This window comes from Bacillus sp. EA-CB0995 (assembly GCF_055814245.1).
The window spans coordinates 1858284-1871559 of record NZ_CP169269.1 but is presented as its reverse complement, the minus strand read 5'-3'; the positions used below and the strand labels follow the sequence as shown (position 1 = coordinate 1871559).

The 13276-nt window shown below is 36.7% G+C and carries 11 protein-coding genes and 2 pseudogenes; all 13 read right to left on the bottom strand.

Features of this window, described 5'->3' with window-relative positions; translation table 11 throughout:
- Positions 1 to 71 precede the first annotated feature (71 nt).
- The 13 genes and pseudogenes from ACEWFJ_RS09805 to yfmF all read right to left on the bottom strand — a co-directional run bounded on the left by ACEWFJ_RS09805 (position 72) and on the right by yfmF (position 13266).
- Positions 72 to 994, bottom strand: a pseudogene (locus tag ACEWFJ_RS09805) (dipeptidase).
- A 266-nt stretch (positions 995 to 1260) separates the two neighbouring features.
- Entirely contained in the window at positions 1261 to 1521 is a 261-nt protein-coding gene (spoVS, locus tag ACEWFJ_RS09800; RefSeq protein ID WP_020059065.1) for a stage V sporulation protein SpoVS, read from the bottom strand.
- A 149-nt stretch (positions 1522 to 1670) separates the two neighbouring features.
- Positions 1671 to 2465 (bottom strand): TIGR00282 family metallophosphoesterase, encoded by a 795-nt coding sequence (locus tag ACEWFJ_RS09795; protein WP_429716043.1) that lies wholly within the window; start codon positions 2463 to 2465, stop codon positions 1671 to 1673.
- A gap of 183 nt (positions 2466 to 2648) precedes the next feature.
- Positions 2649 to 4210, bottom strand: a pseudogene (gene rny, locus ACEWFJ_RS09790) (ribonuclease Y).
- Between the two features lie 316 nt (positions 4211 to 4526).
- Positions 4527 to 5564 (bottom strand): recombinase RecA, encoded by a 1038-nt coding sequence (gene recA, locus ACEWFJ_RS09785; protein WP_429707472.1) that lies wholly within the window; start codon positions 5562 to 5564, stop codon positions 4527 to 4529.
- A 300-nt stretch (positions 5565 to 5864) separates the two neighbouring features.
- Positions 5865 to 7103, bottom strand: a complete 1239-nt coding sequence (locus tag ACEWFJ_RS09780) for a competence/damage-inducible protein A (protein WP_473691852.1) — start codon at positions 7101 to 7103, stop codon at positions 5865 to 5867.
- 21 nt (positions 7104 to 7124) lie between these two features.
- Entirely contained in the window at positions 7125 to 7703 is a 579-nt protein-coding gene (gene pgsA, locus ACEWFJ_RS09775; RefSeq protein WP_429714076.1) for a CDP-diacylglycerol--glycerol-3-phosphate 3-phosphatidyltransferase, read from the bottom strand.
- A gap of 64 nt (positions 7704 to 7767) precedes the next feature.
- The gene (locus ACEWFJ_RS09770) at positions 7768 to 8655 is read right to left on the bottom strand and encodes a helix-turn-helix domain-containing protein (RefSeq protein WP_440602750.1); all 888 of its coding nucleotides are present in this window, start codon (positions 8653 to 8655) and stop codon (positions 7768 to 7770) included.
- A 21-nt stretch (positions 8656 to 8676) separates the two neighbouring features.
- Positions 8677 to 9462, bottom strand: a complete 786-nt coding sequence (locus tag ACEWFJ_RS09765) for a DUF3388 domain-containing protein (RefSeq protein WP_473691850.1) — start codon at positions 9460 to 9462, stop codon at positions 8677 to 8679.
- A 152-nt stretch (positions 9463 to 9614) separates the two neighbouring features.
- Positions 9615 to 9860, bottom strand: coding sequence for a DUF3243 domain-containing protein (locus tag ACEWFJ_RS09760; protein WP_429707465.1), 246 nt, complete (start codon positions 9858 to 9860; stop codon positions 9615 to 9617).
- A gap of 108 nt (positions 9861 to 9968) precedes the next feature.
- A complete protein-coding gene (ymfI, locus tag ACEWFJ_RS09755; RefSeq protein WP_440602748.1) occupies positions 9969 to 10682 on the bottom strand; it encodes an elongation factor P 5-aminopentanone reductase in 714 nt (237 codons plus the stop codon).
- Between the two features lie 21 nt (positions 10683 to 10703).
- Positions 10704 to 11990, bottom strand: coding sequence for an EF-P 5-aminopentanol modification-associated protein YfmH (gene yfmH / locus ACEWFJ_RS09750; RefSeq protein WP_473691848.1), 1287 nt, complete (start codon positions 11988 to 11990; stop codon positions 10704 to 10706).
- A 1-nt stretch (position 11991) separates the two neighbouring features.
- Positions 11992 to 13266 carry an EF-P 5-aminopentanol modification-associated protein YfmF gene (gene yfmF / locus ACEWFJ_RS09745; protein WP_473691846.1) on the bottom strand — a complete coding sequence of 425 codons (1275 nt, stop codon included), beginning with the start codon at positions 13264 to 13266 and terminating at the stop codon, positions 11992 to 11994.
- Positions 13267 to 13276: the final 10 nt, after the last annotated feature.

Sequence of the window (13276 nt, the reverse complement as noted above, 5' to 3'; positions counted from 1 at the left end):
CAATTTTATCGAATATTTTTCAAATTTTCTAATATTTAATTTTCCTCTATAACCTCTTGTATAAGGATGACTTAGAATGAAATGTGGTGTATAAAATTACGATATGTGAAATTGTTTACTTGTTCTTCTTTATATCGTTTTAATAGTTCATTTATAACATATTCATAATGTTCATACCGTTCTACATGTACCACTGTTTCTGTTATTCCATCAAAATCTGATCCAAATCCAACATTCTTTTCTCCACCAAGCATACATACATGCTCAACATGGCGCAATATATCATCCATACAAACAGACTTATTTGCAGCTAAAAACATCGGTACAAATGTTATCCCAATCATTCCATCTTTTTGGATTAATGCTTTTATTTGTTCATTCGTTAAGTTTCTTGGATGCTGACATAACTCGTAGCTATTCGAATGAGAAGCAATGAGATGATTTGCAAGTTCTATCACATCCCAAAATCCTTTCTCTGACAGATGTGAAACATCTGTCCATACTTTGTAACGGTTTAACTCGTCCACTGCTTTTTTCCAAACAGTGTTAGACCACCGCCTCGAGACTCTAATGCTCCGTCAGCAACTAAATTCGCATAGTTCCAAGTAAGTCCAACAGAACGAACCCCAAGATAATACAACGTTTTCAGCTTCTCTAATTCATTTCCAATTGCATCGCATCCTTCTAAAGTTAAAAGCGCTCCAATTTCATCTTTTCCTAATTGCTGAATATCTTCTTTTGTCCTGATCCATTTTATATTCGGCAGTGCCAAGATTTGTTCGTGAAATATATTTATCATCTCTAATGCAACTGCAAATCGTTTTCCATATGGCACTTCTTCCGGCACATAAATCGCAAAACATTGAACACTGCCGCCATTTTGTTTTAACTGATCGTACGTAATATGTAAAGATGAATCATTTTGAAAAGATTTTTTTCCTTTTCCCATCCATAACTGCCATAATACATCACAATGCGCATCAAAAATTTTCAATGTTCTTCATCCCTTCTTCTAGAACCAGCCTCATTTACTATTCAATTTGAAGCGAAGCTCTTCTTACAGAAAATGATAAAGTGAAACTTTAATCAGTGAGGATTTTTTCAGCCCCACTGATTATTAGTTAAACCAATCGGGCGCATGCCAGCAGTTATCCCCCATCTATCTTCTTCGATTTTCTCTGAATCTTGAGGTGGGCGTCTTACCGCCCGTTAATGTGGGATAAAAATGACCTGTTTGCAAATGCAAACAGGTCATCCAATTTAACGAGGTTCTACAATTAATTTAATCGCTGTGCGTTCTTCACCATCAATCATAATATCTGTGAAAGCTGGGATACAAATCAAGTCCACACCACTCGGCGCTACAAATCCTCTCGCAATTGCTACTGCCTTCACGGCTTGATTCAATGCACCAGCACCGATTGCTTGCATTTCTGCTGAACCACGCTCACGAATAACTCCAGCAAGTGCACCAGCTACAGAGTTAGGTACCGAAGTTGCTTTAACTTTTAATATTTCCATTGCTCGTTTCCTCCTCGTTTCTTAAAAAAAGTATTAGCGATTGAATTCACTTTTAACTTATATTCACGAGCAATGATTCATATTCCTGCTAAAATTCTGTAATTTTTCTAAAAATTAAAATATATTTTCTTTTCTAACTTTTTTGTTTTTTATTCAAAAAATGGCTGGTCATCATTAATTAAAATACGATTAATTTTTTTAGCTTTTCCTGTATTTGGATCCACATCAATTAACACAGCGCTTAACTGTGTTCTTCCATTCGTTACTTCAAATCGTACTGGAAGATTTGTTAAAAACTTTTTCAATACCGCTTCGCGATCCATCCCTAAAATCCCATCATATGGACCTGTCATACCAACATCCGTAATATAAGCTGTTCCCTTTGGTAAAATACGATTATCCGCAGTTGGAACATGCGTATGCGTTCCAACAACCGCTGTAGCGCGTCCATCTACATACCAGCCAAGCGCTTGCTTTTCACTCGTTGTTTCAGCATGAAAATCAATAAAAATAATATTCGTACGCTTTTTCGCAATCTTAATCAATTCATCCACTTTACGGAATGGACAATCAATTGGTGGAAGGAATGTGCGACCTTGTAAATTAATCACTGCAACTTCTATACCATTACAATTTACAAAAATAAGCCCTTTTCCTGGTGTTCCTTCCGGGAAATTTGCTGGTCTTGCAAGGTACTTTGCATCATCAATAAACTCAAAAATTTCGCGGTTATCCCATGCATGGTTTCCAAGTGTAACTGCCTGTGCACCGCACTCTAAGAAGTTACGATAAATTTTCTCTGTAATTCCACGTCCACCTGCAGCATTTTCTCCATTAATAATCGTAACTGTAGGTGTATATTTTTTCTTTAATGCAGGCACGTAATCTTGAATCATACTTCTTCCTGGCGAGCCTACTACATCCCCAACAAATAAAATTCTCATTGTGTTTACCCTTTCCATCTATGCTTTCCTCGTAGTTTAGTTTTATAAGTAGCAATCTCTACTTATGAAAAATACGAATTTACTTACATTATTCTATTTCATGAATCGTTTCCGATTCTACATGCTTTTCTATATTGTGTCCATTCCCGGCACAAAAAAATAAAGTGGTGTAACACCACCACTTTATTTTGCGTATTCAACTGCACGTGTTTCACGAATAACAGTAACTTTAATATGACCTGGATAATCAAGTTCATTTTCAATACGTTTTCGAATATCACGCGCTAAACGATGAGCCTCTAAATCATCAATTGTATCTGGTTTCACTAAGATACGAACTTCACGTCCAGCTTGAATTGCATAGGATTTCTCAACACCTTCATAAGACTCAGAAATCTCTTCAAGCTTTTCAAGACGACGAATATAATTTTCAAGCGTCTCACTTCGCGCTCCAGGCCTTGCTGCTGACAGTGCATCTGCCGCTGCCACAAGAACTGCGATGATAGAAGTCGGTTCAGTATCGCCATGGTGAGATGCAATACTATTGATAACAACAGGATGCTCTTTATATTTTGTCGCCAGCTCAACACCAATTTCAACGTGGCTGCCCTCAACCTCATGGTCGATTGCTTTTCCGATGTCATGTAATAAGCCAGCACGACGAGCAAGCTTTTCGTCTTCACCAAGTTCAGCTGCCATTAGTCCAGCTAAATAAGCAACTTCCATAGAGTGCTTTAAGACATTTTGACCGTAGCTTGTTCTAAATTTCAAACGACCTAAAATCTTAATTAAATCTGGATGTAACCCGTGTACTCCTACTTCAAAAGTCGTTTGTTCTCCAACTTCACGAATATACTCATCCACTTCACGTCTTGATTTTTCAACCATTTCTTCAATACGTGCTGGGTGAATACGTCCGTCTTGTACAAGTTTATCAAGAGCAATACGAGCAGTTTCACGACGAATTGGGTCAAAGCCTGATAAGATTACCGCTTCTGGTGTATCATCGATGATTAAATCAATACCTGTTAACGTTTCTAGCGTACGAATATTACGACCTTCACGTCCGATAATACGTCCCTTCATCTCGTCATTTGGAAGATTTACAACTGAAACCGTAGTTTCAGCAACGTGATCAGCAGCACATCTTTGCATAGCTAAAGATAAAATCTCTTTCGCTTTCTTGTCTGCTTCTTCTTTTGCACGTACTTCAGTTTCTTTTACCATAACAGCGATTTCATGCGAAACTTCATTTTCAACTTTTTCTAGGATAATGGCTCTTGCTTGATCACGTGTTAGGCTAGAAATACGCTCTAATTCATCTTGCTGTTTTTGTACTAACTCTCCCACTTTGCTTTCCAAATCTTCAATCTGCTGTTGTCTTACTACAAGAGATTCCTCTTTCTTCTCTAACAATTGTTGACTTTTCTCAAGCGATTCGTCTTTTCGATCAAGGTTCTCTTCTTTTTGCATTAAACGATTTTCTTGTTTTTGTAACTCGTTTCTTCGGTCACGAATTTCTAATTCCGCTTCTGTACGAAGTGTATGAATTTCATCCTTTGCTTCTAACAGCGCTTCTTTTTCAGTGCTTCTGCTTGACGATTTGCATCTTCTACAATACGCTTCGCTTCATTGGCCGCACCGTTAATCTTCGCTTCTGCAATGGACTTTCGAACAAAAAATCCAACAACTGCACTGATGATGGCCAGCAAAATGGAGATGAGTATCCAAACTACATTACTCATAATTTCACCTCCTCTTGCTATGAATGAAAAAAGACTGCATGGATGTACATTGTTTGCGCTTGCAACGTACAGCAATGACTGTCGTCCCGCCTTTTCAAGGGACTTTCTTCATTTCACAATTAAAATAGACATATGCTTATTTCGGAAAGTATCAGTCCTATCCGAATGTCACTTCTCTTCTTGAGAAGAGTGTATCGTATATAATATAAGAAAAAATATACATTATCATTGTATCTACCGCTATTTTCATTGTCAAGCGTTGTCTACTTTTACTTTCTTTACCTATGAAAAAATAAAAGACACGAAACCGTGTCTTTTATTTTTCATCAAGAAGATTCATATCTTCTCCACTTCCAGATGCCGCTTCTTCACCAATGCCATGATGCTCACGAATAAAGAATGCAATTTCATCTGTAACTTCTGGATTTTCTTTTAGGAATTGCTTCGCATTTTCACGGCCTTGTCCTAAGCGTTCTTCATTATAAGAATACCAAGCTCCGCTCTTTTGAACGATATCAAGTTCAGAAGCCATATCTAAAATTTCGCCTTCTCTTGAAATCCCTTCTCCGTACATAATATCAACTTCTGCTACGCGGAAAGGAGGTGCTACTTTATTTTTTACTACTTTCACTTTTGTTTTATTACCAACAATGTCATTACCTTGCTTTAACTGCTCAGCACGACGCACTTCAAGACGTACTGTTGAATAGAATTTCAACGCACGACCACCTGGAGTTGTTTCTGGATTTCCAAACATAACCCCAACTTTTTCACGAATTTGGTTAATAAAGATTGCAATTGTTTTTGACTTGTTAATCGCACCAGATAATTTACGAAGAGCTTGTGACATTAAACGTGCTTGTAAACCGACGTGAGAGTCACCCATTTCTCCTTCAATCTCTGCTTTTGGAACAAGTGCTGCTACAGAGTCAATAACAATAATATCAATCGCACCGCTTCGTACTAATGCCTCTGCAATTTCTAATCCTTGTTCTCCTGTGTCTGGCTGAGATAATAGTAATTCATCAATGTTAACACCTAATTTTTGGGCATATACAGGATCCATTGCATGTTCTGCATCAATAAATGCCGCTTGTCCGCCTTTACGTTGTACTTCTGCAATTGCATGTAAGGAAACCGTCGTTTTACCTGAACTTTCAGGTCCGTAAATTTCAATAACACGGCCACGTGGATAACCACCAACTCCAAGGGCAACATCAAGTGCTAACGAACCACTTGATATAGTAGAAATCTTTCGTTCCGCTTGCTCTCCTAGTTTCATAATAGAGCCTTTACCGAATTGTTTTTCTATTTGTTTTAACGCCATATCTAATGCCGCTTGACGATCACTCATTCAAAAATTCCTCCTTAACTTAAATGCTAACCTTATTATAATAGTTTCTTTTCATTATGCCAACAAAAATCGAACGTTTATTCGTTTTTTTATTTTCCAGTAGATGAAAACCTTTATTTTTCTATATAAAGTGAGACTTCCATCAATGTTTTTTCTTCATCCCCCACTGATGGAAAGCACATCCAATCGTGCTTTTACGGACAGTGAGACCCCGCCTATCTTCTTCGCTTTCTCTGAATCTTGAGGTGAGGTCTTACTGTCCACAAATAGCGGGATAAAATAGCAGAAGCTAGAAGAGACTTATATCTCTTCTAGCTTCTTATACAGATGATAAAATCCATATTTGACAGTTCGTTCACGAATTTGCTGGCGACTTCCACTTAATGCAAGCGGAATAACAATCGTTTGCTGTTCATCTATTGCTAATCCAATAAATACTGTCCCTGGCTCTTTCCCTTCGGAGGCATCTGGCCCAGCTACTCCAGTAAAACTAATTCCGATATTGGCTTGCATAAGTTTTTTCACATTTTCTGCAAGATAGCGAGCACAGGCTTCACTAACGGCTCCATCCGTTTGTAAAATCTCTTCTGGAACATGTAAAATATGTTGCTTTACATCGTTGTTATAACAAATTATGCCGCCTGTAAACACAGAAGACGCACCAGCAACTTCGGTAATACGATCACCAAATAATCCGCCTGTTAAACTTTCAGCACATGCAATCGTCAAACTTTTTTGTTTTAACAAGGTAATTGCTTTTTTATGAAGAAGATCTTGATTATATCCGTAAAAAAATTGTCCTACTCTTTGTAAAATCAATTCTTCTATGTCATTTATTAGCGTTTCCGCCTCTTTTGCATCATGGTGCTTTGCAGTTAAACGAAGCGTTACTTCTCCTTCAGAAGCAAGGGGAGCAATCGTTGGATTCGTTTGAGCATCTATTAAGTCTTGAATCGTTGCTTCTAATTGCGATTCCCCAATTCCAAAGAATCGAAGAGTACGAGAATATAGATTCTCACCAGATGTGAAAGGGAGTAGCCAATTCTCTACATAACTTATATACATTGGATTCATTTCTTTAGGTGGTCCCGGAAGTAAAATATACACCTTGTTATCTTTACATAATCCCATCCCTGGAGCCATACCATGATCATTGGCAAACACAGTTGAACCCTTTAAAACAAGAGCTTGTTTTTTATTATTTTCCGTAAACTCTCTTCCTGTTCGTTTATAATAGTCAGCAATTGAAGCGAGCGCTACTTCATCATATACAAGCTCTTCCTGCAGAGAAGAAGCAATTGTTTCTTTCGTTAAATCGTCTTTTGTTGGTCCTAATCCACCTGTGAAAATCAATATATCCGCGCGTTTTTGAGCAATTTCAATTGCCTGACGCAAGCGATTATTGTTATCTCCTACAACAGTGTGATAGTATACATCAATTCCGATAGCTGCCAGCTTTTCTGATAAAAATTTGGCATTCGTATTCGCAATTTGTCCAAGCAATAACTCTGTACCAACCGCGATAATCTCTGCATTCATCTGCCATTCCCCCATAAGCCGTTATTTCGAATTGACAAAAACCTCTCTATTTTTCCAGAAATAATCCCATCCTGAAATAATCGTAAAAATAAGCGCAATCCATATTGAAATTTCTGCAATTGGAATATGAATTAAATTGAATGGAACATCATGTAATAAGTACGCAGAAATTGCAATAACTTGCATCCACATTTTAATTTTCCCAGGCATTTTTGCAGCCGCCACTTCCCCAGTGCCAGCTAATACGAGACGCAAGCCTGTAACGGCAAATTCTCTACTAATAATAACAACTGCTATCCAAGTTGATACAAAATGTAAATCTACAAGCGTAATTAATGCTGCAGATACCAATAATTTATCCGCCAAAGGATCTAAAAATTTTCCTAGGTTCGTTACAAGATTATGTTTTCTTGCTAAATGCCCATCAATCCAATCTGTAGCAGAAGCAATAATAAAAACGATAGCTCCAGCTAAGTGCTGAATTGGTAATTCTACATTTCCAATTGTGTATGCACCCCAATCAAATGGAACGAGCATAATAATTAAAAATATAGGAATTAAGCAAATTCTTGATACAGTAATTTTATTTGGTAAATTCACAGCTATTCCTCCATCATGTCAAAAACGGTTTGTGCATTGAAAAAAGTCATCGGAACGATGACTATTATTGCGCAGGTTGTTCTCCTAAGTTTTTAATCACCCAAATTTGATGATACATTTCTTCTGGATTAACTGGGAAAGCAACAGTTTGCCCATTAATTTTAATTTCAACATTTGGCGCACTACCAATGTTTAACCGCACAACATTTTTTGACCCTAAATCCTGTTGTTGTGTTTGCCCTTCCGTTAAAGTACCCGTATAGAGTACATTATTATTTTCGTCTTTAATATCTACATAACTTGTACCTTTTGCAATAACTTCTAATTTGAACTCTTTGTTATTGTGAATTTCCAATGTAGATACGTTCTTATTTGTCTCAACAAATTTAACATCTTCTTGAGATGCAGTTGGTTGTGACTGAGGTTGTTGAGGTGCTTCTTCTTTTTTATCTTCTTTCTTTTCTTCTTTCTTTTGATCAAGAGGTGAATTTTTCGCTTTCTCTACTTCTGTTTGTGCACTTTCTGTTTGCTTTACATGGCCGTCATCTTTCCCTAGCACAAATTGAAAAACAAACCAAATTGCAACACCAATCGCAATAATAAGCACTGTAATTAAAATTTTAGGCATATGATCTGCAATCGGTGATGAAGTTGCTCTTTGTACAGTTTCCTGCGTTTTTTGTCCTCTTGAAATTTGCGGAACATCTTGAGAAACTGACTGCGGTAACTCATGTTTATACTCTTCTAACACTGCCTCTCCATTTAGACCAACCGCTTCTGCATATTGCTTTATAAAGGCACGTGCGTAAAAATCCCCAGGCAATATGCTGTAATTTCCTTCTTCGATACTAATCAAATAGCGTTTTTGAATTTTCGTAACTTCTTGCAACTGATCGATGGAAAAACCTTTCAGTTCTCTTGCCTCTTTCAGCTTTTGTCCTAATTCCGTCAATGCTAACACCTCAATATTTCTTTAAAAGTCAAACATGGAAAAATTATTCTGATTTCCTTGTTCAATTTCATCTACTAGGCTGTAATGAATTTCTTCATCGTAATCATTTCGCAACTCAATAATGTAATCAAAATCATCAAGTGTATATTCTGACTGACTCACAAATATATCTGGATGCTCTACAACTTTTGTTGATGGCAATCTCATAATTTCACGAACAAGCTGCCAATGTCGTTCATTTGCGCGCTTCGTTGAAACAATTCCATCTAAAATAAAGATATTATTATCATTATATTCATCTTCAATTAATTGACTACGAACCGTCTGTTTAATGAGAGTCGATGATACAAAAAGCCACCGTTTATTTGCACAAACACTCGCCGCAACGATAGACTCTGTTTTTCCAACGCGCGGCATTCCGCGAATTCCAATTAATTTATGGCCTTCTTTTTTCATGAGTTCCGCCATAAAATCCACAAGCAAGCCTAATTCATCACGAACGAAACGAAATGTTTTCTTATCATCCGCATCCCGCTGTATATACCTTCCATGTCGAACTGCTAACCGATCACGAAGCTTCGGTGAACGATATTTCGTTACGGTTATATTATCCATCGTATTTAGAATTGATTCAAGTCTAGAAATTTGTTCTTGATTATCACACATTAACAATAGTCCACGCCGAGCATTATCTACCCCATTAATTGTTACGATATTAATACCAAGCATACCGATCAACGAAGAAACGTCGCCAAGCAAGCCAGGTCGGTTTTTATGTATTTCATATTCAAAATACCATTCAATCATTTGATGACACTCCCCTTGCTTACTTTACACCTATGTACTATATTATATGATTTTCCCCCAATAGGAAAGCGAAATGTATAATAGAACTCGATTTAATCTAGAGATTTTCAACATCAACAAAAAAGAGAGGATTCCTCCTCCCTTTTTCTTACTTAGTGTTTTACCATTTTCACCATTAAGTTTGCGATTGTGTGTTGCTCTTGTTCATCTGCAACTTTCCACAGCTCCATCAATAATTTTTCTTGGTCATTACGCGCTTCTACTTCATTTGCTAAATAATCACCAATGCGATAAGCCATGTCATTAATCGCACCGCCATCTAACCCTTTTCCTTGCGCTTGCTCTAAACGTTCTCCTAAAAAGCCTTTCCATTGTTCAAAGTTTTCTAACACTGTCATTGTTAAGCACCTCACTATAAAGTAATGGAGTCATGTTTACTATTTGTTATTATGTCCTTTTTTATGTATGAACAGAAAACAAAATACAATGCTCCTTACTTTAAGCGCTTAACAATGCCAGCCCCCATTAACCCCAATGATTTGACCTGTTATATAAGATGCTTGAGGAGAAACTATAAATGCAACTGTGTTTGCAACTTCCTCTGCCATTCCTAATCGTCCAAGTGGAATTCCTTCTGCAATATCTTGCTTTTCTTCATCTGAAAATACACGTAGCATCTCTGTTTCAATTGCGCCGGGAGAAACAGCATTCACTCGTACACCACTTAATGCAACTTCTTTTGCCAGAGCTTTTACGTACGAATTTTGTGCTCCTTTTACCATAGAATATAACACTTCACATGAAGCACCTATTTGTCCCCATATGGAGGAGATAATGACAATATTTCCACTCCGATTTCGAATCATTGAAGGAAGTACAAACGAAATAAGTTTATATACATTTTTTACTTGCAGCTCCACCATCTCATTTAATTGTTTATCGGTAATATCTGTCGTTAATCCAAAGATACTTTTTCCAGCTGCATATACTACAGCATCAATTGGATGATGAATTTGAGACCATAGACGCTCAGCACTATCCACTTCTGATAAATTAGCTTGAACTGGAATAATACCTTCTAGTTCAAGCTGTAACTCCAAAACTTTCTTTTCACTTTGGTTATAATGGACATATACCGTATACCCATCTTTCACTAGCCGCCTTACAACGGCAGAACCGATTCCTCCACTTCCCCCGGTAACTAACGCATATTTCTTCATCCTGTTCCTCTCTCTACTACATTATTTCTTTGGAAGAACTTTACAAACACTTACTCTTTCTTCTTTTAAAAAGCTCTTCGCGACTGTTTGTAAATCTTCAATTGATAAACTTTCCAAAACAGATAATGCATCAAACAAACTAGAACCGTTAAATGCATATCGTGTGAATTGATTCGCAATATATTCTGATGAATTTAACGAACGTAAAAAACCACCTATTTTCTTCTTCTTCACACGCTCTAATGTTTCACCGCATAACTTATCATAATTTGTTTGCAATAAAATATCAGTTATTTGCTTCGCTAGCTTATCCGGCTGTTTCGTATCTCCGCCAATCATTGCAAAACCGAAACTGCTTTCTTCTGTATAATCGTACGAAAACGTATCATCAATTAAACCTTCATTATATAACGTCTCATAATGAGTAGAACCTTTTCCAAATAAATAATCTAACAGAAGAGTTAAGGCAATTTCTTGTTTTAGCAGGTCTTTTCCTTCTTTCTTTAAGTCCTGTGTTTTCACACCAACTAAACATTTTGGTGTTTGTACTGGCATTGTAATAACCATTTTTTTCTCGTTTACTTGTTCTGGTTCTTCATCAAAAGACCGAACAATTTCAGATTGAGCGGTATAATTTTTCTTCGCTTGATTTTCACGTACTAAATCCATTGTCTTCTCTGGGTCAATAGAGCCAACAATAAATAATAACATATTGCTTGGGTGATAAAATGTATGATAGCATTCATACAGTAAATCTTTCGTAATTTTGCTAATAGAATCAATTGTTCCAGCGATATCAATCTTTACAGGATGTTTCCTATATAAGCTGTCAATTAATCCAAAATATAAACGCCAATCAGCATTATCTTGGTACATTTGAATTTCTTGACCGATAATTCCCTTCTCTTTCTCAACCGTTTGTTCAGAAAAGTACGGCTCTTGTACGAAATCCAACAATGTTTCTAAGTTTGTTTCAACGTTTGATGTGCAAGAAAATAAATATGCAGTTCTTGTAAAAGATGTAAATGCATTTGAAGAAGCTCCTTGTTTACTAAATAATTGAAACGCATCATGATCCTCTTTTTCAAATAATTTATGCTCTAAAAAGTGTGCAATCCCATCTGGTACACGGAGCATCTCATCTTTTCCAAGCGGCATAAACGCATTATCAATCGAACCATACTTTGTCGTAAATGTTGCATACGTTTTATTAAAGCCTTGCTTCGGAAGAATATATACTTCTAAACCATTCGAAAGTTTCTCGTAATATAGCGTTTCTTTTAATTGTTCGTACACGATTCTTTCCATCTTAAACACCCTCCGTCCCGTGTAAGAAATAAATTGTATCTAGCTGGATATTATTAGCCACGTTCACGATTGCATCTTTCGTTACCCGTTCAATCCCTGTTAACCATTCTCCTACAGGGCGATTATAATTTGCAATTATTTCATGATACAGAAGTTCTACAAGACCGCGCGGCGTATCAATTGTTTCTAAGATTTGATTTTTAATTACACTTTTTGTTTGTACGATTTCCTCATCAGTAAAATCACCATTTTGCATCGCTGTCATTTGTTCTTTAATAATCGTAACAGCTTTTTCATAATTTTTGCCCTCAATTCCAGACATCACGAACAGAAGTCCTTTGTGACTTTCATAACGAGAAGCAGCATAGTATGCCAAACTGTTTTTCTCACGTACATTAACAAATAATTTAGAATGTGAAAAACCACCAAACAAACCGTTAAATAACTGCAAAGCAAAATAGTCTTCGTCACGATACGTAATATATGTGCGGTATCCAACATTTAATTTACTTTGTTTTAATTCTTGTTTTTCTACAACTTCTTGCTCTTCTTCATTTTTCTTATGCAACATTACATTTCTTTCTTTCGCCTCACGTTTAGAAACAGAGAAATATTGTTTCACAAGGTCAAGAGCCCCCGCTTCAATATCACCTATAATATATAAATCCATTTCATCTTCTTCTAAGACTTTTTTATAGTATTGATACAGCGTCTCGCTTGTAATAGCAGAAACACGCTCTTTTTGACCATTTGCACTTAAGCGATATGGCTCTACTTTACACATTTCTTCGACGAGGCGTTCATTAGCATAACGCATTTTATCATCAAACGTAGATTCGATACGCTGCACAAGCGCACGTTTCTCACTTTCCACAACCGTCTGTAAAAAACCATTACCTTCTGTTGCTGGTCTTAGTAAAATATCAGCAAGCATAGCAAGTGCTTTTTCAAAGAGCGGGGGCGCTTCTTGTAAATACGTTTCATTAGCAACATCTATATAAATAGAAATAATATGATCTTCACCTTTTTTACTTACATCTACAGCTAATGAAGAGCCATATAACTCCTCTAAATATTGACGAATACGAATAACAGATGGGTGTGTTTGTGTAGCACTTTGTAATACATAAGGAAGTAATGCCCGTTCTGTTACTGTTTCTTCACATAACGGTGCCTTCAAGCGCAATACAAATGTATTCGTTTTATATTTTTCTGTTGGAATAATATGTAGGCGTAATCCACCTAATTCATGTGTTTCTTGTTTTATAAGCTCCATTGGTAAACCT

Excerpts from the sequence above, each read along its gene's own strand:
- spoVS (WP_020059065.1), bottom strand. The coding sequence starts at position 1,521 with ATGGAAATATTAAAAGTTAAAGCAACTTCGGTACCTAACTCTGTAGCT.
- ACEWFJ_RS09795 (WP_429716043.1), bottom strand. The coding sequence starts at position 2,465 with ATGAGAATTTTATTTGTTGGGGATGTAGTAGGCTCGCCAGGAAGAAGT.
- recA (WP_429707472.1), bottom strand. The coding sequence starts at position 5,564 with ATGAGTGATCGTCAAGCGGCATTAGATATGGCGTTAAAACAAATAGAA.
- ACEWFJ_RS09780 (WP_473691852.1), bottom strand. The coding sequence starts at position 7,103 with ATGAATGCAGAGATTATCGCGGTTGGTACAGAGTTATTGCTTGGACAA.
- ACEWFJ_RS09765 (WP_473691850.1), bottom strand. The coding sequence starts at position 9,462 with ATGATTGAATGGTATTTTGAATATGAAATACATAAAAACCGACCTGGC.
- ACEWFJ_RS09760 (WP_429707465.1), bottom strand. The coding sequence starts at position 9,860 with ATGACAGTGTTAGAAAACTTTGAACAATGGAAAGGCTTTTTAGGAGAA.
- ymfI (WP_440602748.1), bottom strand. The coding sequence starts at position 10,682 with ATGAAGAAATATGCGTTAGTTACCGGGGGAAGTGGAGGAATCGGTTCT.
- yfmH (WP_473691848.1), bottom strand. The coding sequence starts at position 11,990 with ATGGAAAGAATCGTGTACGAACAATTAAAAGAAACGCTATATTACGAG.
- yfmF (WP_473691846.1), bottom strand. The coding sequence starts at position 13,266 with ATGGAGCTTATAAAACAAGAAACACATGAATTAGGTGGATTACGCCTA.